The sequence below is a fragment of the Streptomyces sp. NPDC058257 genome (genome assembly GCF_042881845.1).
GTDB lineage: Bacteria > Actinomycetota > Actinomycetes > Streptomycetales > Streptomycetaceae > Streptomyces.
Genome location: NZ_JBHVXJ010000002.1, coordinates 200,785 through 224,207, shown reverse-complemented (window position 1 = coordinate 224,207; position 23,423 = coordinate 200,785). Strand labels below are relative to the sequence as shown.

Annotated in this window: 22 protein-coding genes and 1 pseudogene; 14 read left to right on the top strand and 9 right to left on the bottom strand. The window is 70.4% G+C overall.

The window, feature by feature from the left end:
- Positions 1–24 precede the first annotated feature (24 nt).
- The gene (locus tag ACFVXC_RS06350; RefSeq protein WP_389902045.1) at positions 25–567 is read right to left on the bottom strand and encodes a hypothetical protein; all 543 of its coding nucleotides are present in this window, start codon (positions 565–567) and stop codon (positions 25–27) included.
- Between the two features lie 186 nt (positions 568–753).
- Here ACFVXC_RS06350 and ACFVXC_RS06345 point away from each other — a divergent pair, with 186 nt between their 5' ends.
- The 4 genes from ACFVXC_RS06345 to ACFVXC_RS06330 all read left to right on the top strand — a co-directional run bounded on the left by ACFVXC_RS06345 (position 754) and on the right by ACFVXC_RS06330 (position 8,414).
- The gene (locus ACFVXC_RS06345; RefSeq protein WP_389902042.1) at positions 754–1,245 is read left to right on the top strand and encodes a hypothetical protein; all 492 of its coding nucleotides are present in this window, start codon (positions 754–756) and stop codon (positions 1,243–1,245) included.
- Between the two features lie 86 nt (positions 1,246–1,331).
- Positions 1,332–2,159, top strand: a complete 828-nt coding sequence (locus ACFVXC_RS06340) for a response regulator transcription factor (RefSeq protein ID WP_389902039.1) — start codon at positions 1,332–1,334, stop codon at positions 2,157–2,159.
- Positions 2,149–4,365: a sensor histidine kinase gene (locus ACFVXC_RS06335; RefSeq protein ID WP_389902037.1), complete on the top strand. Its 2,217-nt coding sequence runs from the start codon at positions 2,149–2,151 to the stop codon at positions 4,363–4,365. Before ACFVXC_RS06340 ends, ACFVXC_RS06335 begins: the two co-directional genes overlap by 11 nt.
- Before the next feature lie 539 nt (positions 4,366–4,904).
- Complete coding sequence (locus ACFVXC_RS06330; protein ID WP_389902034.1) at positions 4,905–8,414, top strand: BTAD domain-containing putative transcriptional regulator; 3,510 nt, start codon at positions 4,905–4,907, stop codon at positions 8,412–8,414.
- A 61-nt stretch (positions 8,415–8,475) separates the two neighbouring features.
- On the opposite strand, the gene ACFVXC_RS06325 is transcribed toward ACFVXC_RS06330, so the two are convergent.
- The 3 genes and pseudogenes from ACFVXC_RS06325 to ACFVXC_RS06315 all read right to left on the bottom strand — a co-directional run.
- The gene (locus ACFVXC_RS06325; protein WP_389902032.1) at positions 8,476–10,191 is read right to left on the bottom strand and encodes a bifunctional 3'-5' exonuclease/DNA polymerase; all 1,716 of its coding nucleotides are present in this window, start codon (positions 10,189–10,191) and stop codon (positions 8,476–8,478) included.
- A 220-nt stretch (positions 10,192–10,411) separates the two neighbouring features.
- Positions 10,412–10,861: a hypothetical protein gene (locus tag ACFVXC_RS06320; RefSeq protein ID WP_389902029.1), complete on the bottom strand. Its 450-nt coding sequence runs from the start codon at positions 10,859–10,861 to the stop codon at positions 10,412–10,414.
- A pseudogene (locus ACFVXC_RS06315) lies at positions 10,858–11,100 on the bottom strand (ABC transporter ATP-binding protein); the annotation flags it as partial. The pseudogene ACFVXC_RS06315 and the gene ACFVXC_RS06320, both read right to left, overlap by 4 nt.
- A gap of 76 nt (positions 11,101–11,176) precedes the next feature.
- On the opposite strand from ACFVXC_RS06315, the gene ACFVXC_RS06310 reads away from it, so the two are divergent.
- Together ACFVXC_RS06310 and ACFVXC_RS06305 are read left to right on the top strand one after the other, a co-directional pair.
- Entirely contained in the window at positions 11,177–12,340 is a 1,164-nt protein-coding gene (locus tag ACFVXC_RS06310) for a DUF2786 domain-containing protein (RefSeq protein ID WP_389902985.1), read from the top strand.
- A 210-nt stretch (positions 12,341–12,550) separates the two neighbouring features.
- Positions 12,551–14,842, top strand: a complete 2,292-nt coding sequence (locus ACFVXC_RS06305) for an FUSC family protein (protein ID WP_389902027.1) — start codon at positions 12,551–12,553, stop codon at positions 14,840–14,842.
- A 26-nt stretch (positions 14,843–14,868) separates the two neighbouring features.
- On the opposite strand, the gene ACFVXC_RS06300 is transcribed toward ACFVXC_RS06305, so the two are convergent.
- From ACFVXC_RS06300 to rpmB, 3 genes are all read right to left on the bottom strand, one after another.
- Positions 14,869–15,390: a hypothetical protein gene (locus tag ACFVXC_RS06300; protein WP_389902024.1), complete on the bottom strand. Its 522-nt coding sequence runs from the start codon at positions 15,388–15,390 to the stop codon at positions 14,869–14,871.
- An 81-nt stretch (positions 15,391–15,471) separates the two neighbouring features.
- Positions 15,472–15,777, bottom strand: a complete 306-nt coding sequence (gene rpsN / locus ACFVXC_RS06295) for a 30S ribosomal protein S14 (RefSeq protein WP_389902023.1) — start codon at positions 15,775–15,777, stop codon at positions 15,472–15,474.
- On the bottom strand, positions 15,777–16,013 hold the full coding sequence (gene rpmB / locus ACFVXC_RS06290; RefSeq protein ID WP_389902020.1) for a 50S ribosomal protein L28: 237 nt from the start codon (positions 16,011–16,013) through the stop codon (positions 15,777–15,779). The genes rpsN and rpmB overlap by 1 nt, the downstream gene beginning before the upstream one ends.
- 82 nt (positions 16,014–16,095) lie before the next feature.
- On the opposite strand from rpmB, the gene rpmG reads away from it, so the two are divergent.
- The 5 genes from rpmG (at position 16,096) to ACFVXC_RS06265 (ending at position 18,699) form a co-directional block, all read left to right on the top strand.
- Entirely contained in the window at positions 16,096–16,260 is a 165-nt protein-coding gene (gene rpmG, locus ACFVXC_RS06285; protein ID WP_389902018.1) for a 50S ribosomal protein L33, read from the top strand.
- Positions 16,261–16,265: 5 nt separating this feature from the next.
- Positions 16,266–16,511 carry a type B 50S ribosomal protein L31 gene (locus tag ACFVXC_RS06280; RefSeq protein ID WP_383267867.1) on the top strand — a complete coding sequence of 82 codons (246 nt, stop codon included), beginning with the start codon at positions 16,266–16,268 and terminating at the stop codon, positions 16,509–16,511.
- A 50-nt stretch (positions 16,512–16,561) separates the two neighbouring features.
- Positions 16,562–17,698, top strand: a complete 1,137-nt coding sequence (locus tag ACFVXC_RS06275) for a CobW family GTP-binding protein (protein WP_389902016.1) — start codon at positions 16,562–16,564, stop codon at positions 17,696–17,698.
- The gene (gene rpsR, locus ACFVXC_RS06270; protein WP_389902013.1) at positions 17,699–17,938 is read left to right on the top strand and encodes a 30S ribosomal protein S18; all 240 of its coding nucleotides are present in this window, start codon (positions 17,699–17,701) and stop codon (positions 17,936–17,938) included. It abuts the gene before it with no gap.
- Between the two features lie 521 nt (positions 17,939–18,459).
- Entirely contained in the window at positions 18,460–18,699 is a 240-nt protein-coding gene (locus tag ACFVXC_RS06265) for a DUF397 domain-containing protein (RefSeq protein ID WP_383323480.1), read from the top strand.
- 129 nt (positions 18,700–18,828) lie between these two features.
- Here the strand turns inward: ACFVXC_RS06265 and ACFVXC_RS06260 are convergent, their stop codons facing one another.
- Positions 18,829–19,314 (bottom strand): ATP-binding protein, encoded by a 486-nt coding sequence (locus ACFVXC_RS06260; RefSeq protein ID WP_389902010.1) that lies wholly within the window; start codon positions 19,312–19,314, stop codon positions 18,829–18,831.
- A gap of 418 nt (positions 19,315–19,732) precedes the next feature.
- Here ACFVXC_RS06260 and ACFVXC_RS06255 point away from each other — a divergent pair, with 418 nt between their 5' ends.
- From ACFVXC_RS06255 to ACFVXC_RS06245, 3 genes are all read left to right on the top strand, one after another.
- The gene (locus ACFVXC_RS06255; protein WP_389902008.1) at positions 19,733–20,596 is read left to right on the top strand and encodes a helix-turn-helix domain-containing protein; all 864 of its coding nucleotides are present in this window, start codon (positions 19,733–19,735) and stop codon (positions 20,594–20,596) included.
- A gap of 57 nt (positions 20,597–20,653) precedes the next feature.
- Entirely contained in the window at positions 20,654–22,111 is a 1,458-nt protein-coding gene (locus tag ACFVXC_RS06250; RefSeq protein WP_389902005.1) for an aldehyde dehydrogenase family protein, read from the top strand.
- Positions 22,112–22,239: 128 nt separating this feature from the next.
- Entirely contained in the window at positions 22,240–22,785 is a 546-nt protein-coding gene (locus tag ACFVXC_RS06245; RefSeq protein ID WP_389902002.1) for a DinB family protein, read from the top strand.
- Here ACFVXC_RS06245 and ACFVXC_RS06240 read toward each other — a convergent pair.
- Positions 22,782–23,402, bottom strand: a complete 621-nt coding sequence (locus ACFVXC_RS06240) for a bleomycin resistance protein (protein WP_389902000.1) — start codon at positions 23,400–23,402, stop codon at positions 22,782–22,784. The two genes, ACFVXC_RS06245 and ACFVXC_RS06240, sit on opposite strands and share 4 nt — an antisense overlap.
- Positions 23,403–23,423: the final 21 nt, after the last annotated feature.

The following is a 23,423-nucleotide window of genomic DNA, read 5'->3' as shown; positions in this document are numbered from 1 at the left end:
CCGGCTGGCTGGGGGCGCGATCGGTCAGTGGCGTAGTGCCTTGCCGATCTCTGCCTTCGGGGTGCCGGAGAGGTTCCTGTTGCTGCGGGCCGTGCCGGACTTCGACCGGCCGGGGTCTGTGCCGTTGATGTTGAGGACGACCGTGTCCAGGAGGTTGCCGTCGCCGTCGCGGAAGTTGACGGAGATGGCGTAGTCCGCCTTCTTGTCCGTGCTGTTGGTCGCCGTGATCTTCGCCGTTGCCCGGTTGTCGTCGGACTTGGTGGGGCCGTCGACCTTCACGTCGGCCTTCGCGTCCACTCCGTCCTTCACCTCGGCCATCTTGGAGGCTGCGGCCTCCGTGGCGGATGACACGGCTTCGCCCGCCTTGGCCGTCGCGGAGGCGGCCCTGTCCTTGGCCTTGTCCACGTCACTGTCCGAGCAGGCGGTGGCGGTGAGGGCCAGCAGGGCGGTGGCGGCTACGGCGGTGGCGAATCGGGCGGCCGTGCGGGAGCCGGTGCGAGGGCCGGTGCGGGGGCCGGTGCGAGGGCCGGTGGGGGTGGCGGCTGTACGGGTGCGGGTCACGGTCATGCGGACCACCTTCGGGGGGATGGACGGTCGGCGCGAGGTGGGGCGGCCGTATGGGTTGCGGGGGCCATGCGGGGGCCATGCGGGCAGGCCTACCGGGTCGTCCCCTCGGGTACGCCGCCGACTGCGGACGGGCGGGGGAGAGAGGCCCTTTGGTGGCGTTCCCGGTGGGGGTGCGAGGATGCCGCGATGAGTGATGAAGGTGTTGCCGCATACGTTCGTTACGAGTCGCCCGTGCGTCATGAGCGCGGGCACTTCCCCGGGGTGTTCTTTCTCGTCAACGGGCTTGCGAGGGAAGGGAAGTTGACGCCGGAGCAGGAGCGGTTCCGGCGCGCCAACAACGACTGGTACGACTCCGCGTATCCGACCCCGTCGAAGGTCGACCCCACCGTCTACGACCATGCCGTCACGCCCGGCGCCGTGGCCTGGTTCAAGGTCACCGCCACCCATCTCATCGACCGCGTACCCGGGTATCTGGAGATCCTGGACGCCCACGACATCGAGTGCCGGGTGGTGCGGTCGTCGGATCCGGGGCGCGTTGTCTACGAGGACGAGTTCCAGGTCGTCGTCGTGCCGTACGACGGAGCGCACGAGGCGCACGAGGCGCACGGGGTGCACGGGGCGCACGGGGCGCACGGGGTGCACGGGGCGCACGGAGCGCACAGGGCGCACGAGGCGTAGGCAGTCTCGCGGGGACTTATGAGGATCCTGTCAGGCCGCTGTTCGTATTCCGTTCGGGCAGGCCCGCCCCGCTTATGCTCATCGCCATGTGCGCTTTTGTCCTGGTCGCGGAGGATGACGAGAAACAGGCCGAGCTGGTCCGCCGCTATCTGGAGCGTGAGGGCCACACGGTCGCCGTCGTCCACGACGGGCGTGCCGCGATCGACGAGGTGCGGCGCAGGCCCCCGGACCTGCTCGTGCTCGACGTGATGATGCCGCACGTCGACGGGCTCGGCGTCACTCGTGTGCTGCGGGGCGGGAATGGGGGCGGCAGCGGGGGCGGGCCCGGACCCGTGGCCGCCATTCCGATTCTGATGCTGACCGCGCGTACGACCGAGGACGATCTGCTGCTCGGCCTCGATCTCGGCGCCGACGACTATCTGACGAAGCCGTACAGTCCGCGCGAGCTGATGGCCCGCGTCCGTACGCTGCTGCGGCGTGCCCAGGGCACGTACCACCCGGTCGTCGAGGGTGCCGAATCCGTGCCGCGTGTGCTGCGGGCGGGTGGGATCGCCGTCGATCCCGTGCGGCACGAGGTGACCGTCGACGGGCGGCTCGTCGAGTGCACTCCGGGGGAGTTCGACCTGCTCGCGGCTCTCGCGGCGGAGCCGGAGCGGGTGTTCACGCGGCCCCAGCTCCTGGACCGTATCCACGGGTCGTCCGGATACATATCGGTGCGCACCGTCGACGTACATGTCCTCAATCTGCGCAAGAAGATCGAGGACGATCCGCGCAGACCCCGCCATCTGGTGACGGTCTTCGGTGTCGGATACAAGCTCACGGTTGCGCCCATCGGCGCCCCACCCACCGGCGCCCCACCCATCGGCGCACCCACCGCCGCGGCCCCGGGGGCGGCGGCGCGACATGGCGCGTGACATACCGTTCCGCAAGAGCCTGCTGCCCCGGCTGCTCGTCGTCTCCGTGCTCGTCTCCGTGGTCTCGATCGCCGCCACCGCCTGGCTCGCCGCTCAGACCACGTCCGGCGCGATCCGGCAGGAGCAGGGGCAGGTGCTCGCCGATGACGCCCGTGTCTACGACGAGTTGCTGGGCCTCGGGGCCGGTGCGCCCGGGTGGCAGGGTGCCGACAAGACCGTGCGGGAGCTTGCCCGGAAGACCGGACGGCGTATCACCCTGACCACGCAGAAGCGTGTCGTCATCGCCGACTCGCGGAGCAAGGGTGATGAGGGGGATGAGGGCGATGAGGGCGGTAAGGACGGTAAGGGCGGTAAGGGGGATAAGGGTGGGGCGGGAAACAAAAGCGGTAAAGGGGTAGTTGGCACTGAGTTGCCTGCCAAAGCCTCCGCCGTCGTCGATCCGCTCGCCGTCGACGGGGCCCTGACCGCCGGTGCGGGGAACGCGAACGCCGAGACCGGGGGGCAGGACCGTATCGACCCGCGCGCGGTCGGTCCCTTCCGGTTGCCGGCGGTGGAGCGAAGAGAGCTGGCGAAGGTCGCCGCGAGCGTCGTGGGCTGCATGCACGACCTCGGGGTTTCCGCCCGGGCCGTTCAAGGCCCCGGTGGACGTCCTCGCGTCGACGCCCCCAACGACCCGTCCCGGTTCCTCGACTCGATCTGCCACAGTGATCAGCTCGACACGCCCACCCGTACCGAAAGCAAAGCGCTCGAGCGGCTCAACAAGCTCACCAACGCCTGCCTGCGGCGCGGGGGCGCCCCGCCCGTCAAGGTCGGGCTCGATCTGACGTGGTGGCAGTCGGCGGGAGTGTTCGCCCGGTCTTCCGGGCGCTACACCCCTGCCGATCCTGCCGATCCTGCCGATCCTGCCGATCCTGCCGATCCCGCCGATCCCACCGATCCCACCGATCCCACCGATTCGGGCGTGCCCGAATCGGTGACGGGCGGCCAGGCCGACGCCTTCACCCCCACCGAGCCGGGCGATGCTGTCAGAGTTCCCGAGGGGCCGGACACGCCGGACACGCCGGACACGCCCACGACCACCCCCTCGGAAACGGATTCCCCCGCCGTGCCGTCGGGCGGGGTCAGCCGTGCCGGCAGGGAGTACGACACCAAGACCGCCGCCTGCGTGGGCAGCGCCCGGCGCGAGCAGCTCGGGTTGTACGTCTCCGAACCCGCGCTCCTCTTCGTCACCAGCTCCGACGGTTCGCGCACCGCGGTGGCCCGCGCGGTGGAGAGCTCGAAGTTCAGCCTCTCTGGGGCCAACACCCTCCGGCTCGCGGGCCTCTCCGCGGGCATCCTCGCGGTGACGGTCGCCGTGACCGCCTTCGCCGCGACCCGGCTGACCCGCCCTCTGCGGGCGCTGACCGCCGCGACCCAGCGGATGAAGACGGGTGAAGGGGTCGAACCCGTCACGGCGCGGTCGGCGGGTTCCGCCGGTGAGATCCGCCAGCTCGCCGAGGCCTTCAACGACATGGCCGCCCACCGCAAGGCCCTGGAGGACCAGCGTCAGGCCATGGTGAGCGACGTCGCGCACGAACTGCGTACGCCGCTGTCCAACATCCGGGGCTGGCTGGAGGCGGCCGAGGACGGCGTGGTCGAGACCGACCCTGAGCTCGTCACCTCGCTCCTCGAAGAGGCGCTTCTGCTCCAGCACATCGTCAATGACCTGCAGGATCTTGCCGCCGCCGACGCCGGTACGCTCCGGCTGCACCGTGAGCCCGTGCACGCGTCCGACATCGTGGACCAGGTCGCGGCGGGGCACCAGGCGGGCGCGGAGGCGGCGGGCGTACGGCTGAGCGCGACCACGCTCGGCGACCCCTGCTTCACCGCCGATCCGCTCCGGCTCCGCCAGGCGATCGGAAACCTGGTCTCCAACGCGATCCGGCACACTCCGGAGGGCGGCAGCGTCACGATCAGCTGCCGCGCCACACTCGACGCGGTGGTGGTGGAGGTCGCCGACACCGGTACCGGAATCGCGCCCGACGATCTGCCGCACGTCTTCGACCGCTTCTGGCGCGCCGACAAGTCGCGTACGCGGGCTACCGGCGGCAGCGGCCTCGGCCTCGCGATCGTCCGGCAGCTGGTGGAGGGGCACGGCGGGACGGTGACGGCGCGGAGCACGCCGGGGGAAGGGGCGGTCTTCACGGTGCGGGTGCCGTCGGAATGATGGACGGTGCCTGGTGCTGCCTGGTGCTGCCTGGTGCTGCCTGGCGCTGCCTGGGGATGTCGGCTGGTGGTGTCGGCTGGTGGTGTTGCCGGTCAGGTTTCCCGTTGGTGCTTCCCGTTGGCGTCACCCGTCGGAATGGCCGGTTGGCGTTACCGAGGGATACGGGGATACCGCTTCGGGCGTCATTGAGGGATTCGACGGTGCGTACCAATCGTGGGCAGATCGTGCGTGATCGGTGAGCACCTCGTGCCGGAATTCGGAGGCCGACGCATGTGGCCGGGGCCCGTGGGGCGGCGCTTCCCGCCTGCGTACGGTGTCTCGCGCGCTGTGGCCATGATTCCGCGAGCCTCTCAACTTCCCCACCCCGTCGGGAAGTTGAGAGTGCATCGCGGAAGCTGAGCGGGCCCGGCCGCAACGGTGACACTCCCCCGAGTTACGCGCTGAGCGCGAGTACCGGCGGGGCCGGGCCCGATGGATTCATCCCATCAGAGGCCGCCAACCGATCGCTAACATGACGCCAACGGTTGGCGGGAGATGGCGTGGACGTGCGGTGCGACGGGTTGCGGTTCGGACTCCTGGGCGCGCCTGCGGTGTACGACGCCGAGGGCGAGCCGCAGCCCGTACAGAGCGCCAAGGGGCGGGCCCTGCTGGCGGCGCTGCTGCTCGAACCGCGCCGGGTGGTCTCCGTCGACGCCCTCAAGGACGCGCTGTGGGGCGGTACCCCGCCCGCGTCCGCGCACGCCTCGCTGCAGAATCACGTGACCCGCCTTCGTCGGCTCCTCGACGATCCGGAACGGCTGCGGGCTGTGCCTCCGGGGTATCGGCTGCGGGTGGCCGACGGCGAACTCGACGTGCGGGTCTTCGAGCAGTTGGTCGCACAGGCGCGGGTCGCGCACGCGGAACGCGACTGGGGCGTCTGTGTGGAGTCCGCCTCTGCCGCGCTCGCCCTGTGGCGCGGCACTCCGCTGGGCGGACTGCCCGCTGACGCGGGGGGCCACGCCCTCGTACCGCGCCTTGAGGAGGCGCGGCTCCTCGCCCTTGAGTTGCTGTACGACGCGGAACTGGCGACCGGCGCCGGTGGCGGAGGGCTCGTGCCGGAGCTGGCGGAACTGGTCGCCGAGTATCCCTTGCGTGAGGCCTTCCACCGACAGCTGATGCTGGTGCTGCACCGCACGGGCCGCCAGGCGGAGGCGCTCGCCGTCCACCGCGAGCTGCGGCGTCGGCTGGTGGAGGAGCTGGGCGTGGAGCCGGGTTCTTCCGTGCGGGAGGCGCATCGAGAGGTGTTGCAGGAGCCCGCGGGGGTGGCTTTGGGGGGACTCGACTCGGCGGCCGGTCCCGATACCGCCGCCGGGCTCGGCTCGGATCGATTTGATGCGGCTGGGGTCGGTTCGGGCGGGCATGGAGTGGGCGGGGTCGGTTCGGGCGGGCACAGGGTGGCCGGGGTTGGTTCGGGCGGGCACGGGGTGGCCGGGGTCGGTTCCGGCGGGCATGGAGTGGGCGGGGTCGGTTCCGGCGGGCACAGGGTGGCCGGGGTCGGTTCGGGTGAGCTCGATGCGGCCGCCTCGGTGGACTTCGGTGCGGGGGGTGAGGGGGCTGGTCTGGCCTCCGGCTCCTCGGCGGAACAGGCGTCGCCCTCTCTCACCCACTCCGACCGAGCAGCTTCCGCATCCACGTCCGCATCCACGTCCGCACCTGCATCCGCACCCGCATCTGCTTCCTCCTCAACCCGTCCCGCTCAACTCCCGCCCTCCCCACCCCATTTCACGGGCCGCGAAGAAGTCGTGCGCTCCCTGGCGCGGCTCCTCACGGGTCAGGTCGACGGTGACGGCGGCGATGTGGGTGACGGTGACGGCGACGCGTACGAGCGGGTGCCCGGCGCCGGGCCGCCCCTCGCCGTCCTGTCCGGTATGGCGGGCGTGGGGAAGAGCGCGCTCGCCCTGCACGTCGCGCACCGGCTGCGTGAGTACTTCCCCGACGGGCAGCTCTACATCAATCTGCGCGGAGCCACCCCGGGGATGACGCCCCTCACACCCGCCCAGGCCCTCGCCGCCCTGCTCCGGGACCTCGGGGTCGAGTCGAGCCAGAGCCCCGAACACCCGGACGCCGCAGCCGCGTTGCTCCGCTCGCTGCTCGCGCCCACCCGCACTCTGCTGGTCCTCGACGACGCGGCGACCGCCGCGCAGGTGCGCCCGCTGCTGCCCGCGGGGCCCGGCTGTACGGTCATCGTCACCAGCCGTTCTCCGCTCACCGCGCTCGACGGGGCGGGACGTTTCCCGCTGGAGCCGCTCTCCGAGGGCGACAGCATCGCCCTGCTGCGCGCTGTCTCCGGGCGCGCGGGGCTCGACGCGGGGCACCCGTTGGTCGAACTCGCGGGGCGCCTCCCGCTGGCCCTGCGGATCATCGCGGCCCGCCTCGCCGCCCGCCGCGCGCTCACCCCGGACGCCCTCGCCGAACTCCTCACCGTGAGCGGCGGACGCCTGCGCCACCTGGAGCACGACGACTTGAGCGTGCGGCGCTCGCTGGCAGTCGCTCTGGAGTCGCTGCGTACGGCGGAGCGCGAGTCCGACCGGGACGCGGCCGCCGCCCTCGCTGCGATCGGCGCGCTGGACCTTCCGGCGTACGGAGTCCCGCTCATCGCCCGGCTGTTGGGCGTGGAGGAGTGGCGTGCGGGGGCCGCGCTCGACCGGCTCGTCGACGTCGCGCTCCTGGACGAGACGGCCTACGGGCGCTACGCCCCGCACGATCTCGTACGTGACTTCGCGCGTGAGGCGGCTCACCAGGACGGGGCGAGGGCGGCGGACGCCGTGGAATCGGCGCTCCAGTGGTACGCGGAGTCGGCTCGGCAGACGGTGATGGCGATCATGCCGGAGGGGCTGGATCGGGACGACCGGCTGATGGGAGTCGACGACCGGCTGCCGCCCAGGCAGACCTGGGGTGGGTGTTCCCCGGATCCCGTCGGTGGCTCTCCGGCCTGGGGTGGCGGTTCCCCCTCCCCCTCCCCCGCCCTCGCTCCCGCCGACGCCTCCCCGGCCCCGGACGACGTGTCCCCGATCCCGGACGACGTGTCCCCGATCCCGGCCGTACCGCCGATGTCCAGCGATGACGCCTTCGCCTGGGGCGACACGGAGCTCTCCAACGTCATCGCGCTCGCCGACCGGCATGGCCGCGAATCCGTACTCCTGCCCGTACTGGTCCGCTGCTTCTTCTCGTACCTCAAGCGCCGTGGCCGGCTCGCCGAGGCGGACCTCCTGAACCGCCTCGCGGTGACCGCCGCCCGCCGCTGGAACGACACCGCGGCCGAGGCGCAGGCCCTCACCGACCTCGCGGGCCTCAGCTATGTGTCGGGGCGCAGTGGCGCGGCGCTCGCCCTCATCGACGAGGCCCTGGGCCTGTGGCGCGAGCTCGACCTCACGTCGTTCGTCCACCGTGCCGTCCTCAACCGAAGCCTCCTGCTCGAAGCCCTCGGCCGCTACGAGGAGTCCGTCGAGGCGCTGTGGCAGAGCCTCGAACTGGCCAAAGCCCTGGGCGACCCCTTGAGCGAGGCGTTCGCCCTCAGCCACCTCGGCAACATCTACGAGCACACCGACGCGCGCACCGCCATCGACTACCACGAGCGGAGCCTGGAGATCGGCGAGTCCCTCGCGCACGCCGGAGTCCGGCAGGAGGCGCACTGCGACATCGGCCATGCCCACCTTCTCCTCGACGAACCGGACATCGCGCTCACGCACTTCGAGGAGAGCTTGCGCATCCACGGCGAGGCCGAGGACTGGCACAACGAGTCGAAGGTGCGGCTCGGCATGGTCCGCGCCCTGCGCGAGGTGTCCCGCTCACGGGACGCGGAGCGCGAGTGCGCCGACCTTCTTGAGCGCGCGGAGCAGCGGGCCGACGCCCACATGGCGGGCCTGGCCCGTCACCAGCGTGGCCTCCTGCTGTACGCGGAGGGGCGGACCGAGGAGGCGCATGCGCAGTGGAGGTCGGCCCTCGCGGCGCTGGACGGCACGGACAGCAGCGAAGTGGTCGATGAGCTGAAGGGCCTGCTGGCGGGTTGAAGGAGGTGGTGGTCTGCGCGAGGGCTAGGGCTACTTCGCGTCCGCGTGGCCTGTGCGAGGGCTACTTCGCGTCCGCGTAGCACTCCACCACGGCGACGGTGAACGGGAAACGCACCGGCGTCTCGCCGAACGTGATGCGCCCCGCCAGGTCTCCCGCCGCGCGGATCGCCGCCGTGACCGTCTCCGCCTCCTCCTGCGGGCAGTGCACGATGACCTCGTCGTGCTGGAAGAAGACCAGCTCGGCGCGGAGACCGGCCGTGGCGATGGACTGACGCAGCGCGGCCAGCATCAGCAGGGCCCAGTCGGCCGCGCTGCCCTGCACGACGAAGTTACGGGTGAAGCGGCCGCGGGCCCGCGTGTTGGAGGAGGCGTACCCCGGAGTGAACTCGCCGTCCTGGGACGGGAGATCGGCCGGGTCGTCCTGCGGGATGCCCGCCTCGTCGAAGTCCCCCGCTCCGGCTGCCGGGGGGCTCGTCCGACCCAGCCACGTCCGTACGAGCCTGCCCTCCTCGCCCGCTTTCGCCGCGTCGTCGACGTACGCGACGGCGGCGGGGAATCTGCGGCGCAGCGCTGCCAGGTTCTTCAGGCCGTCGCCCGAAGTCTGCCCGTACACGGCGCCGAGGAGTGCGATCTTGGCGTGGTCGCGGTCGCCGGAGAACGCGCGGTCCGACAGACGCGTGTAGAGATCCTCGTGGCTCCCCGCCACCTCCATCAGGCCCCGGTCGCGGGAGATCGCGGCGAGGACGCGCGGCTCCATCTGGTCGGCGTCGGCGACGACGAGCCGCCAGCCGGGGTCGGCTACCACCGCACGCCGGATGATCTTGGGGATCTGTAGCGCGCCGCCCCCGTTCGTCGTCCAGCGGCCGCTGACGGTGCCGCCCGGGGTGTACTCGGGCCGGAAGCGGCCGTCGCGCACCCAGTCGTGTAGCCAGCTCCAGCCGTGCGCCGTCCAGATCCGATACAGCTTCTTGTACTCGATGAGGGGGCGCACGGCAGGGTGGTCGATCTCCTCAAGCTCCCAGCGCCGGGTGGATTTGATCCTGATGCCCACCTGCGCGAAGGCCTTGATGACGTCGTTCGGCAGGTCGGGGCGGACGCGGCGGCCGAAGGCGGTGGAGATCTCGTCGGCGAGTTCGGCGAGGCGGCGGGGCTCGGCCGCTCCCGCGTTCCTGCCGCCGCCCGCATACCGCTCGCCGAGCAGCTCGGTGAGCAGGGCGTGGTGGACATCGGCGCGCCAGGGGAGGCCCGCCACGTTCATCTCGGCGGCCACCAGCATCCCGGCCGACTCGGCCGCCGTGAGCAGCCGCATCCTGCCGGGGTGCTCGGCGGCCTCGTGTCTTCGCTGCTGCGCCGCATACACCTCCAGGAGGGCGTCGAAGGGCAGGGACGTCACGGGGGAGGGCTCGAAGAGGGAATCCTGGGCGCCGGGAGCTGCCGCTCTGGGGGGAGGGTCGTTCGGTACGGGGGCGTTGTGCAGCCGGGCCCAGGCGGCCGCGGCCGAGCGGGGTTCGCCCAGGCGACCCTCGTGACCGAGGAGGAGGAGCTCGGCGTCCTCGATGTCGTAGCACCGCTCCACGCGGACGCCCGCCGTGAGCAGCGCGGGGTAGATCTCGGCGGTGGATCGCCAGACCCAGCGGCTCGTGTCGGGTCTCTCGCGCACGGCTCTGGCGAGGTCCGGCTCGTGCAGGGTCGGTCCTGAGGGCAGGCCGTCTCCTCCGAGGGGGGCGAGGGTGGCGCCGCCGGTCTCGGTGGGGGCGAGGGCCCACCTTTCTGTCATGTGAGTGAGTCTCGCAGTCGCCACTGACAATTCCGCGGAGGGCTTTGCGGGGGTGGAGTGGGGTGAGTGGAGTGGGGTGGACGGGGAATGGGCGGGGGATGGGCGGGCGATCCGTACCAGCAGGGGCGAATGGAGCAGCCGGGGTGGGTGAGGGGAGGGTCCTGTCGTGGAAGGGACGGGCCTCCTGTGGATGGGGAGGGCCCTGCTGTGGAAGGGGGCCTCAGCGTCCGTCTTCCGCTTCATCGGCCAGCCTCCGATCGCCCCCGGTGAGGACACGGGCCCGCGCACCGACGACTTCCCGCACCTCATCGGCCGAAGCGTCCACGCCCACCCCGTCCCTCTTCGCCCCGTCCCACTTCGCGCCGTCCAGCCGGACAGGACCGAGGCGTCGTAGCTCGCGCAGAAGTTCGATATCCACAGGGTGTGGATGAGTAAGCGGCTTGGTCACATGGCCTGTGTTCGGGTCGCGCTCTACCGGGACAGTCAGGGTGTTCCGTCCCATAACGACCACGGTGGAGTCGGCGAACCGCACGGGTTCCCGCTCCGGCGCGCTGAATGTCGAGGCGAGCCCGAGCCCCATCGCGGCGGTCAGCGCCACGCCGAGCGCGACAGCGACGAACGCGCCGAGCAGACCGGCCCAGCGGGTACGGAGGGAGGCGAGGAACATCATCGGCCACCCGCGATCATCGAATCGGCGCCCGCGGTCACGGGACCCGGCTCCAGACCCGCCATCCGCCGGGCCACCTCCCCGGCATCCGGCGCGAGCACCTCGTCGGCCACCCGCCCGTCCACCAGGAACACCACCCGGTCCGCGCACGACGCCGCCACGGGATCATGCGTGACCATCACCGTGGTCTGCCCTTCGGCGTCGACCAACTCCCTCAGGAGCTGCAGCACTTCGCGACTGGTCTGCGGCCCTACGGGGCACGACCACTGGACGGCGTCCTGGGGGTAGGGCCAGCCATACCCTTGACGTATGGATCCGGTGACCGAGGTGATCGACAAGGCGTTCGCGGCAGCGTTGTACGCGGACGGCGACGAGGGGCTCGACACCGGTGCGTCCTTCCTCGCGGCGGCCCCGGAGGCCGACGCGGAGCTGTGGCGCAGGGGCGAGGAGCTGGTGGGCCGCGCGTGGGAGCGGGGCTGGCAGCCCGCGGACGTCATACGCATGGTCGGCCGCGCCCAGGACGACACCGCCCACGGAGTCGACCGGGTTCTCCTGGTGCGGTTGGCCGCCGAGGTGATCACGACGCAGACCGGGCGGTACGGGGACACGCTGCCGCCCCGTTGGCAGGCGCAGCTGGCCGAGCTCGCCCCCGTGGACGGACTGAAGTCGGATCGCTTCTCCCGGGCCACCGCTGTCCTCGCCCTCTACCGTCTTCTGCTGCGCCTTCCCGCGATCGAGCCGGTGGGTCCCGCCCCCGGCAGTCCGCTCCACGCGCCCCCGCCACCCGGCCACGAAGAGCCCCGCATCCTCACCCGCATCCGTGCCCTCCTGGCGAAGGCCGAGGCCACCGGTTTTCCCGATGAGGCGGAGGCGCTCACCGCCAAGGCGCAGGAGCTGATGGCCAGGCACACCATCGACGAGGCGCTGCTCGCGTCCCGTACCCGTGCCAAGGACACTCCGGGTGCCTGCCGTATCGGCGTGGACGCCCCGTACGAGACGGCGAAGGCGATCCTCCTGGACGCGGTGGCCACCGCGAATCGCTGCCGCGCGGTGTGGAACGAGGCATACGGCTTCTCGACCGTCGTCGGCTTCGAACCCGACCTGGAGGTGGTCGAGCTTCTCCACACCTCGCTCCTCGTGCAGGGGACGGCCGCGATGACGAAGGCGGAGGCCGGGCAGCGGGCGGGGGGCCGGAAGCGTACGAAGACGTTTCGGCAGGCGTTCCTGCTGGCGTATGCGAATCGTCTCGGGGCACGTCTCGCCGCGGCGGCGGAGGATGTCGCCGTGGGGTCCCCGGACGCGGGGGAGCTGTTGCCCGTCCTCGCCGCTCGGGATGTGGCCGTCACGTCCCACGCCGAGCGGATGTTTCCGGAGACGACCACCACGCGGGTGCGGGGCGTCACCGACCATGAGGGCTGGGCCCATGGGACCGCGGCGGCGGATGAGGCGCAGGTGGGGACGGGGCGGCGGCGCCTGGCCTAGGGGGTGCGGGCGCTGCCTGCTGCCGTCCGCCGCCGTCCACCTGCCGCCCGCCCGCCCGATACCCGGATCGACTGGAGGGCGAGCAGGGCGAGCAGGGCAAGCAGGGGGGGCGAGCAGGGGGGGGCGAGCAGGGCGAGTAGTCAGGCGCAAGCTCCCCCTACGCACCCACACAGCGACAACCAAGCCCGATATGCCCCGTATCATCACAGGGTGACCTGGTTTCGAGCGCTGAAGGAGACCACCCGCTCGGGGTTGACCGTCGAGCGGAAGCGCCTCGAACCCCTCATCGCCCTCCGAGGTGCGGTCGGCCTCGCCGTCATCATCGGCGTGAGCCTCACCCTCTTCGGCCCAGCCGTAGCCGCCAGCTCGGCCTTCGGGGCCTTCCAGGCCGCCATCGCCACCTTTCAGCGCAGCTGGCGGCCCCGCCCGGAACTGGCCCTGGCCTCCGGCACGAGCCTCGCCGTCTCCACCTTCCTCGGCTACCTCACCGGCTCCCACACCCTCCTCTTCCTCGCCCTCCTCTCCCTCTGGACCTTCCTCTCGGGGCTGAGCTGGGCCGCGGGCCCGACCGTCGGCATCATCGCCTCGTCCAACGTCGCGATCATGCTGGTCACGGTCACCCTCCCCGGCTCCCTGGCCGCCGCCGCCGGCCACGCCGCGATGATGGTGGTGGGCGGCGCGGTCCAGGCCGCCCTCGTCGTCCTGTTCCCCGTACGCAGATGGGGCGCCCACCGAGACGCCCTCGCCGACGCGCTCGCGGCCGAGGCCGACTACGCCCGCCGCCTGCGCCACGACCCCCACGCCGACTTCGACCCGGAACCCCTGATGGCGGCCCGCGACGCGGCGACCGTCACCCCGCGTCAGGCCCGTAGCCGCCCCGCCGAACTCCACGGCGCCCGCGGCGTCGCCGAACGCATCCGCCCGGTACTCGCCTCCCTGGCCGACCCGGCGGTGGGCGTACCGGAAGAGGGCCCCGAGCGCGATCGCGTACGCGAGATCCTGGCCGCGGCGGGCACGATCCTGGACGCGGCGGCCAGGGCGATCCGGCAGGGCGAACCGGTGAAGATCCCACCCGCGGCCGTGGCCACCCTCCAGACCCCGGACACCGGAGCGATCCTCACGGGCCCGGCACAGAGAGCGGCGAAACGCCTGGCCGCACTACTGCGCGACGTGGTCGAAACAGCAGGCAAGCCCCCAGACAAGGCCGCGGCCCTCACCGCCACGGCCCACAGCACAAAGACCACAGGAACAGCCGACAGCACAAAGACCACAGAAACAACGGGAGCAACCCCAGCCCCAGCCCCAAACCTCAACTCAGCCCCAACCCCAACCCCAACCCCAACCCCCCTCCTCCGCCCCACCTTCCCCGCCCTGCTCCCCGCAGCCCTCCGCGCCATGAAGGCCGAACTTCGCCGCCGCCACGAATCCCCCGTCACCCGCCACGCGATCCGCGTCACCGCGGTGGCCGCCGCCGGTTACCTCCTGGGCACCTGGCTTCCCCTCGGCCACGGCTACTGGGCCCCCATGGCCTCCGTCATGATCATGCGCCCCGACTTCTCGCAGACGTACTCCCGCGCGGTGGCCCGTTTCGGCGGCACCCTCGTGGGCGTCGCCCTGGCCACGGGCCTGGTGCAGCTGGCGAGCCCCGGTACCGAGCTCTCCGCGGCGCTCGCCGTGCTCTGCGCCGGAATGATGTATCTGCTGATGCGCACGGGGCAGGTCGCGGCGCAGGCCTGCGTGGCCGCGTACGTCGTGTTCCTGCTCGGGATGGGCGGCGAACAGTGGACGCAGACCGTGCCGGAGCGCGTCGTACTCACGCTCCTCGGCGGTGTCCTCGCGATGATCGCGTACGCCGTGTACCCGGCGTGGGAGACCCCGCGCCTGCGCAACCGCCTGGCCGACTGGCTGGTGGCGGACGGCCGTTACGCCGCAGCCGTCGTCAGCCGTTACGCCGACCCCACCGGAAGCTCCTGCCCGGATGTCCGCGCGGCGCTCCTCGCCGCCCGCGACGCCCGTATCGCCTGGCAGGAAGCCGTGGCCCGCGCCAAGCACGAACCGGTACGCCACCGCGGCCTCTCCCGCGCCGCTGCCGCCGACGCCGAGGAGGTCCTCGCTCAACTCGGCCGCGTGGCGATGCTGATGGAGGCCCACCTCCCGGACCGCGACGCGACCCCCGTCCCCGCCGCCGACCACCTCGCGGAAGCCCTGCGCAAGTCGACGGAGGACGGCGCGAAGGCGATACGCGAACGCCGGGTCCCGAAGTGGGAAGCCGTACGCGAGGCACTCGACGCGTGGGACGGCGACGGTGTCCCCGACCGGGTCGTACGCAGAGGAGCGTCCCTCCTCCTCGCGACCCTCCAGGAACTGTCGGACGCCCTCGACACCGCGCCGCCGCCCATGCTGGTGGACGGTTCGGAAACAGGTACACAAGCCACCCCGGGCGCGGACGCACCAACAGACAGCGGACCGCAGGACCCCGGACAAGGTCCCACGGCCCGCTAGTCGTTCAGCACCTCAGGCACCGCGCCTCAGGACTGCGGAAGCCCCGCCGTGGGCAGCCCCTCCGGCAGCTTCCCGCCCTCGGTCCTCCTGAACTGGTCCTTGCCCGCACCCTGCCAGGAGACCGTCATCGACGTCTTGTCGACCGACTCGATCGTGCCATCGGTGCGATCCGATTCGCCCTTGGCGCACTTGAGGTCGAGCGTCTCGCCGCCGGCGGTCCCACTGCACAGGACGTTCTCGCCGAGCAGCGTCGCCTGCTTTCCTGCGATGACCAGCGCGAGCGGATTCCCGTCCGCGGTGGCGACCCAACTGCCCTCGGAGCCGCCGCCCTTGGCGCCGCCCTCGTCCGGCGCATCGGATCCGCCGCTCCCGTCGGCCCCGTCGCTCCCGTCGGCCCCGGCGGAGGTCGCCGCCGAGCCCTTGTCCTTGCCCGCGTCGCCGCCGTCCCCACCATCGCCGCCGTCACTGCTGCAACCGGTCAGGACGAGCGCGGCGACAAGACCCGCGGCCGCGGCCGCGGCACCGATACGTACGTTCCGGACGTGCATGCGCACTGAAGTCCCCCTACACGACGCTCTGCGGCAGTCGCATCACGGCAGTCGGATCAGGTCGGTGAATCGCGCGCCAAGCTACCAGGACGACTTGCGCACTCCGGGGAGGAATCCGGCGTGCGCTTGGTCACGCAGTTTCACCCTGGAGAGGCCGAACTTGCCCACGTAACCGCGCGGGCGGCCGTCGACGCTGTCCCGGTTGCGTACGCGGGTCGCGCTCGCGTCCCGTGGCTGTCGCGCCAACTCGGCCTGGGCGGCGCGCCGTTCGGCCTCACCGGTGCCGGGCCTGCGGAGGATCTCCTTCAGCTCGGCCCGCCGCGCGGCGTACCGCGCGACGATCTCGCGCCGCTTCTCGTTCTTCGCGATCTTGCTCTTCTTGGCCATCAGACCCTCACTCCACGCGCACGGATCCTGGCGACGGCGGCCTCGATGCCGATGGAGTCGACGGTCTTGATGCCCTTGGCGCTGAGCCGCAGCCGTACGTGGCGGCCCTCGCTCGGCAGCCAGTAGCGCTTGCGCTGGACATTGACGTCGAACCGGCGTGACGTGCGCCGGTGCGAATGGGAGATCTGGTTGCCGAAGCCCGGCGTGGCGCCGGTCAGCTGGCAGTGGGCGGACAAGGTGACGCACCTCTCGGTCGTGGGGACGAGATCCCCTGTGGAACCGTTTTGAAAACGGGATTCATTTTCATACACTAGTGGCATGGCTCGCAACGAACTCCGCCCCGTCATCAAGCTCCGGTCCACAGCCGGCACCGGCTACACGTACGTGACCCGCAAGAACCGCCGTAACGACCCCGAACGCGTGACGCTGCGCAAGTACGACCCGGTCGTCGGGCGGCACGTCGATTTCCGAGAGGAGCGCTGACCTCGATGCGCAAGGACATCCACCCGCCGTACGGCCCCGTCGTCTTCCGCGACAAGTCCGCCGGTTTCGCCTTCCTCACCCGGTCCACCGCGACCAGCGAGAAGACGGTCGAGTGGGACGACGGGCGCACCTACCCCGTCATCGACGTCGAGGTCTCCTCCGCGAGCCACCCCTTCTACACGGGCACGGCCAAGGTCCTGGACACCGCGGGCCGCGTGGAGCGCTTCGAACGCCGATACGGCGCGCGGTGAGCTCGATGGAACCGATGGAACCGATGGAACCGAGGGGATCGAGGGGGCCGATGGACATCGCGATCGTCGGCGGGCTGCACTCCGACGCCCGCAAGGAGGCCGTCGCGCGGCTCCTCACCACCGTTCCGGGGAGCGTGGCGCTCCATCACGACCTGGCGACAGCTGTGCAGCACGGCACAGTCGTACGTACGGTGCGCGACGCCACCGGGGTGCTCTCCACCGGAGAGGCGCCGCTGGTCAACGACTGTGCGTGCTGTGCCCTGCGCGAGGACCTGGTGCCCGAGCTCGAACGGCTCGCGGACTCCGGTCTCACGCGGCTCGCGGTCGTCGAGCTGTGGGACTCCGTCGAGCCCAAGGCGATGGCCGAGGTGATCACGGCGCACGTGGGCGAAGGGCTGCGGCTGAGCGGCGTGATCACGGCCGTCGACCCGGCCCTCCTGCTGCCCTGCCTCGGCAACGGCGACGACCTCGCTGAGGCCGGGCTGGCCGCGGCCGCCACGGATCAGCGCACGGTCGCCGACACCTGGGCGCGCCAGCTGGAGTACGCGCCCGTGCTCGCCGTCGCGGACTCTCCCGAAGCCGACGACGAGGATCGCGCACTCCTCGCCCAGCTCCACCCGACCGCCCGTCAGGTCCCGATCAGCGGTCATGGGGACCTGGCGGGCGCCGCGCTCGCCGGATTCGACGTCGAGGCGGCCGCCGCCGCCCAGCATCCCTCCTGCGCGCTGCTGCCGACCGACGCGGATGAAGCGGGGGTCGCCACCCTCGTATGGCACCGGGAACGGCCCTTCCACCCGGAGCGGCTCTACCAGGCCCTGGAGGACCTGACCTGCGCGGCGGCCCGCAGCCGCGGCCGGTTCTGGCTGGCCGACCACCCGGACACGCTCCTCGGCTGGGACGCGGCCGGCGGTGCGCTCTGCGTGGAGAGCGCGGGGCCGTGGCTGGCCTCGCTGCCGGACGCGGCGTGGGAGATGGTGCCGCCGGTGCGGCGTGCGGCGGCGGCCCTCGACTGGCATCCGGAGCACGGCGACTGCTGCCAGCACCTGGTCTTCACCTCGCCGGGCCTGGACCGCGAGGGCCTCCAAGAGGTCCTCGAATCCTGCCTCCTGACCGACGAGGAGTACGCCGCGGGGCGCGACGCCTGGAAACACCTGCCCCCTGCCTTCGACACCCTCCTGGAGGTCTGAATGTCCCCCCGCAAGCCGTCCCCACGCGTCCAGAAGCCGCGGCCCAATCCGCTGGGGCCGGCGAAAGTCACGTACATCGACTACAAGGACACGGAGTTGCTCCGAAAGTTCATCTCGGACCGGGGGAAGATCCGCTCCCGGCGGGTCACTCGGGTCAGCGCCCAGCAGCAGCGACTCCTTGCTCGCGCGATCAAGAATGCGAGGGAGATGGCGTTGCTGCCGTACGGCTCGGCTCGCTGAAGCGTGCCGTCCCGAACCAGGCCAGGCCAGCCCAGCCCAGACCAGCAGGACGCTCCCTGTTCACCTCACAGGGAGCGTCCTGCTTTTTGTTGAACGGGCCGCAGGCCGAGATTCATCCGGTCCATTACCTGAACGTTGGAACACAAAGGGCGCGGTGTGCGTCTTTTCTTAGTACGCGAGCTAAGTGCAAGGCGTAAGTGCGCGAACTAAGTACGCGAACTTGATGCGCCTACTTGGCTCGCGAAGCTCCGGCCCGGAGTGCCCGCTCGGCGACGCGTTCGCATGTCATGCGGCGACGTGTTCGCATGTCATGCGGGGACGTGTTCGCATGTCATGCGGGGACGTGGGCAGGTGCTGACGGGAATGCTGACAGGAATGCTGACAGAGCTGTAATCAAGGGAACACCCGGCGTGCACGTGCATCTGCCCATGCATCGGCATGTGAACACAGCTATGATCCGAGACAGTTGACCACTGCATCTAAGGCCACCACATCAGGTACTGCACCACCGGGGAGCGACTGTGCACCACGTGTTTAACGGCATGGCCGCCACGGAGCTACACGGGGTGGTCTGGCAGAAGAGCAGGCACAGCAACTCGCAGGGTGCCTGCGTGGAGTTCGCGAAACTGCCGGGCGGCGACGTCGCCGTACGCAACTCGCGGTTCCCCGACGGTCCGGCGCTCGTCTACACGCGCGCCGAGATAGAGGCGATGCTGCTCGGGATGAAAGACGGGGATTTCGACCACCTGATAGGTGGTTAGCGCCCCACGGCAGGTGGTCAGCGCCCATCGTGGTTGGTCAGCGCCCATTGTGGTTGGTCAGCGCACCAGGGCAGTTGGCCCGGGCCCATTGTGGTTGGTCAGCGCCCCACGGCAGTTGGCCCGGCCCCGCTAAGCCAGCTGGAACAACGCCCACACGACCTTGCCCCGCAGCGCGCCCGCGAGCGGGTGCCAGCCCCAGCTGTCGCTGAACGAGTCGACCAGGAACAGGCCGCGGCCCGACTCGGCGGAGAAGTCGTCGTCCGTCTCGCGCGCGACCGGACTGTCGTCACTGGGGTCGCGCACCGCGCACACCAGACGTGAGGCCCAGCACATCAAGTGCAGCCGCACCGGCGGCCGTTGGTCGCGAGGGATATCCGAAGGCAGGGCGTGCCGCAAGGCGTTGGTGACCAGTTCGGAGACGACGAGGGCGATGTCGTCGAAGCGCTCTTCCAGTTCCCACTGACACAGCGTCTTGCGGGTGAACTGCCGTGCGCTGCTGACCGCTTCATAGCGGGCGGGCAGGGAGCAGGAGGCCGCGCTGGAGACCGCTGAGGGGTCGAGTGGGGGAAGCCCCTGCCGTAACGGCTCGAGCATGGTCGATCCATTCGTCCCCATGCGAGGCACTCCCCGGTTTCGCGGTACATAGCGATGGAGCGGTGGTGCGATGCAGCAGTGATGCGGTCAGCAGTGATGCGGGTACGGCAGTGATGCGGGTACGGCAGTGATGCGGGTACAGCAGCGACGCGGATGCAGCAGCGACGCGGGTACGGCAGTGATGCGGGTACAACTCGGTCCGACGGTGGTACAGCAACGTCGCGCGGTCCATGGTTCCGAATGCGTACAGCAGATGCAAGGGCAGATGCACGTGCACGCGCCGGACTTGCTAGTTCCCGTGCTACTTCTCGCCCATTTCTTCCTACGACTTCTTGTGGAGGACTTCCGAAGTCTTTCCGTTTCTGTAACCGAACGAGTACGGCCTGAAGCGTTTAATGGCAGACTGCTGGCTTCCAAGTGATGGGGAGGGTTGAGCGAAGTGACCGCAGGGGAGTCGAGCGGCTCGGTCGTACGGCGCATGCTCCTTGGCTCGCAACTCAGGCGCCTGAGGGAATCGCGCGGTATCACCCGTGAAGCGGCCGGCTACTCGATCCGCGCATCCGAATCGAAGATCAGCCGCATGGAGTTGGGACGGGTGAGCTTCAAGTCCAGGGACGTAGAGGACCTGTTGACGCTGTACGGCGTCACCGACGATGCCGAGCGGGTCGCCCTGCTCTCGCTCGCCAGAGAGGCCAACCTCACCGGCTGGTGGCACAGTTATTCGGATGTCCTGCCTGGCTGGTTCCAAACATACGTGGGGCTCGAAGGCGCCGCATCGCTCATCCGCGTCTACGAAGTCCAGTTCGTCAACGGCCTGTTGCAGACCGAGGCCTATGCGCACGCGGTCGTCTCGCGCGGCATGAAGGACGCCGGCAAGGCCGACATCGAGCGCCGTGTCGCCCTGCGCCTCGAACGCCAGAAGCTGCTCATCTCCGAGCGTGCGCCCGGCTTCCACTGCGTACTGGACGAAGCGGCGCTCCGACGCCCTTACGGGGACCGAGAAGTGATGCGCGGTCAGATCCAGCATCTGATCGACATCTCGGAGCGGCCGAATGTCACTCTTCAGATCATGCCGTTCAGTTTCGGTGGGCACTCGGGTGAGAGCGGAGCGTTCACCATGCTGCGCTTCCCGGAATCGGACCTCTCGGACGTCGTATACGTGGAACAGCTGACGGGAGCCCTGTACCTCGACAAGGCGGAGGAAGTCGGCCAGTACGAGCGGGTGGTGGGTCAGCTTCAGAGCGACAGCCCGAATCCGGCCGATAGTCGCGACCTTCTCCGTGGTCTGCTCCAACTCATCTGAGGCGTCAGTACGATGACGGGCATTCTGATGTCCGAACAGACGGCGGCAAGGGGTCTCATGTCCTTCTTCACTGACCTGGCTCACCAGTACATCGACGGTGAGTGGAAGGCCGGTACCGGCTCCTGGGACATCATCAACTTCAATCCGTACAACGGGGAGAAGCTGGCGTCGATCACCGTCGCGACGGCCGACGAGGTGGACCAGGCCTACCGAGCGGCCGACCGCGCGCAGAAGGAGTGGGGCAGGACCAGCCCTTACGCCCGGCGTACGGTCTTCGAGCGTGCCCTGCGCATCATCGAGGACCGTGAGGAGGAGATAGCCGAGGCCATCGTCGCCGAGCTGGGCGGCACCCGGGTCAAGGCCGCCTTCGAGATCCACCTGACCAAGGAATTCCTGCGCGAGGCGGTCAACTTCGCGCTGCTGCCCGAGGGCCGCATCCTGCCGTCGCCCGGCGCGGACAAGGAGAATCGTCTCTTCCGCGAGCCGGTGGGCGTGGTCGGTGTCATCAGCCCCTTCAACTTCCCGCTTCTCCTCTCCATCAAGACGGTCGCCCCCGCGCTCGCTCTCGGCAACGCGGTGGTGCTCAAGCCGCACCAGAACGCGCCGGTGACGGGCGGCGGCCTCCTTGCGAAGGTGTTCGAGGACGCGGGTCTTCCGGCCGGCGTCCTGAACGTGGTCGTCACCGACATCGCCGAGATCGGTGACGCGTTCATCGAGCATCCGGTGCCGAGCGTCATCTCCTTCACCGGCTCCGACCGCGTGGGCCGCCATGTCGCGATGGTCTGTGCCTCGCACTTCAAGCGGTCGATCCTGGAGCTCGGCGGCAACAGCGCCCTGGTCGTCCTGGACGACGCGGACATCGACTACGCCGTGGACGCGGCGGTCTTCAGCCGCTTCGTGCACCAGGGGCAGGTCTGCATGGCCGCCAACCGCATCCTCGTGGACCGGTCGCTGGAGGCGGAGTTCACCGAGAAGTTCGTTGCCAAGGTCGCGTCCTTGAAGGTCGGCGACCCGGCGGACCCGGCCACCCACATCGGCCCGCTGATCAACTCCTCGCAGGCGGACGCGGTGACGAAGATCGTCGATCAGACGGTGGCCGCGGGCGCCAAGGCCCTCCTGCACGGCCGGACCAAGGGCAACCTCGTGGCGCCCACCGTCCTGACGGACCTGCCCGCCGACTCCCCGGCCCTGCGCCAGGAGATCTTCGGCCCGGTGGCGCTGCTCGTGCCCTTCGACGGCGAGGAAGAAGCCGTACGCATCGCCAACGACACCCCGTACGGGCTCAGCGGCGCCGTCCACACCGCCGACGTCGAGCGCGGTGTGCGGTTCGCGCGGCGGATCAACAGCGGCATGTTCCACGTGAACGACGGCACCGTGCACGACGAGCCGATCGTGCCCTTCGGCGGCGAGAAGCGCTCGGGCACCGGGCGTCTCAACGGCGAGTCGACGGTGGAGGCGTTCACCACGCAGAAGTGGATCTCGGTGCAGCACGGACGCTCCCAGTTCCCGTTCTGAGCCTCCCGGATCCCCCGTTCTGGGCCGGACCCTTGCGGACAGAAGCTGACCGCAAGGGTCCGTAACGTCAGGGGTGTCGAAAGGCCGGAAAGCCCGGCAGGCTCCACAGGCTCGGAGAGGCGGACCCTATGGTCACCCACGTCAACGCAGAGGCCCCCGGCGACGAGCGCGGCGCGCTGCTCGCCTTCCTGGACGCCGAGCGCGGCGGCATCAGGCGGGCCCTGATCGGCCTGACCGACGAGCAGGCGGCGACCAGGCCGAGCGCCAGCGAGCTCTCGCTCTCCGGGCTGCTCAAGCATGTCGCGGAGGTCGAGGAGAGCTGGATCTCACGGGCGAAGGGCGTCGACCCCGCGGTCGAGCGCACCGAGGCGAACTGGGACGAGTGCTTCCGTCTCGTCGACGGCGAGTCGGTCGAGTCGGTCCTCGGGTACTGGGGTCAAGTGGCAGCCCGTACCGAGGAGTTCATCCGCTCCTTGCCCACTCTCGACGAGACCTTCGCGCTCCCCGATCAGCCGTGGTTCCCGAAGGAGGACGTGTCGATGCGGTGGGTGCTGCTCCGCCTGATCAGCGAGGTGTCCAGGCACTCGGGCCACGCCGACATCATCCGCGAGTCCCTCGACGGCAAGACCGCCTTCGAACTGGTGGCACTGGAGCGCGGCGACAGCTGGGGCTAGAGACTCTCCTGCTCCTGCCCCTGCTCCTCCGCTCCGAGGTGCGCGGCCATCTCCGCCCGCAGGGCGTGCAGCTCCCGGAGCTGTACGGGGGTGGGGGTGCCGTCCGTCGCGAGCGCGCGGTCGATGATGCGGACGGCGGCGGCGTGGTCCTGCTTGGACTCGCCGAGGAGGGTGGCCTGGTGCAGGGCGCGCGCGTACCTCTCCCTCGGCACCGGCGCGTGCTCGAAGGAGTCGGCGATGGGCTGCCCGACGCGGACGCAGTTGCCCGCCGGATCCGTCATCAGGAACTGCCGCACCCCGTAACTCATGTCCTTCACGGCGCCGATCCGGGGCAGGCCGCGGGTCGGTATCCGCCCGAGCGTCTGCTTGAGCCCGGCGCGGAAGGCCTCGTGGAGGGTGTCCACGTCGTCGGTCACGACGTAACAGGTGCTGTAGGAGGCCTGCGGGTCGTATCCCTTGAGCTGGAAGAAATGCAGCTCCATGTCTCCGCGCCGGACCACGGCGTACGGATTGGGCGCCTTCTGGCGGAAGGTCACATCGAAGCCCACGGCTCTGTAGAAATCGAGGGTCTCGTCGAGTGCGTGGCAGGGGAACAAGGGGATCATTGTCTCGGCCATACCGCTACTCTAATCAAAGTT

Coding starts and splice junctions, on each gene's coding strand:
- rpmG (WP_389902018.1), top strand. CDS start 16,096: ATGGCTCGCAACGAACTCCGCCCCGTCATCAAGCTCCGGTCCACAGCC.
- rpsN (WP_389902023.1), bottom strand. CDS start 15,777: ATGGCCAAGAAGAGCAAGATCGCGAAGAACGAGAAGCGGCGCGAGATC.
- ACFVXC_RS06260 (WP_389902010.1), bottom strand. CDS start 19,314: ATGGGGACGAATGGATCGACCATGCTCGAGCCGTTACGGCAGGGGCTT.
- ACFVXC_RS06245 (WP_389902002.1), top strand. CDS start 22,240: ATGGTCACCCACGTCAACGCAGAGGCCCCCGGCGACGAGCGCGGCGCG.
- ACFVXC_RS06280 (WP_383267867.1), top strand. CDS start 16,266: ATGCGCAAGGACATCCACCCGCCGTACGGCCCCGTCGTCTTCCGCGAC.
- ACFVXC_RS06350 (WP_389902045.1), bottom strand. CDS start 567: ATGACCGTGACCCGCACCCGTACAGCCGCCACCCCCACCGGCCCTCGC.
- ACFVXC_RS06345 (WP_389902042.1), top strand. CDS start 754: ATGAGTGATGAAGGTGTTGCCGCATACGTTCGTTACGAGTCGCCCGTG.
- ACFVXC_RS06250 (WP_389902005.1), top strand. CDS start 20,654: ATGTCCTTCTTCACTGACCTGGCTCACCAGTACATCGACGGTGAGTGG.
- ACFVXC_RS06325 (WP_389902032.1), bottom strand. CDS start 10,191: ATGACAGAAAGGTGGGCCCTCGCCCCCACCGAGACCGGCGGCGCCACC.
- ACFVXC_RS06275 (WP_389902016.1), top strand. CDS start 16,562: ATGGACATCGCGATCGTCGGCGGGCTGCACTCCGACGCCCGCAAGGAG.
- ACFVXC_RS06335 (WP_389902037.1), top strand. CDS start 2,149: ATGGCGCGTGACATACCGTTCCGCAAGAGCCTGCTGCCCCGGCTGCTC.
- ACFVXC_RS06320 (WP_389902029.1), bottom strand. CDS start 10,861: ATGATGTTCCTCGCCTCCCTCCGTACCCGCTGGGCCGGTCTGCTCGGC.
- ACFVXC_RS06240 (WP_389902000.1), bottom strand. CDS start 23,402: ATGGCCGAGACAATGATCCCCTTGTTCCCCTGCCACGCACTCGACGAG.
- ACFVXC_RS06300 (WP_389902024.1), bottom strand. CDS start 15,390: ATGCACGTCCGGAACGTACGTATCGGTGCCGCGGCCGCGGCCGCGGGT.
- ACFVXC_RS06340 (WP_389902039.1), top strand. CDS start 1,332: ATGTGCGCTTTTGTCCTGGTCGCGGAGGATGACGAGAAACAGGCCGAG.
- rpsR (WP_389902013.1), top strand. CDS start 17,699: ATGTCCCCCCGCAAGCCGTCCCCACGCGTCCAGAAGCCGCGGCCCAAT.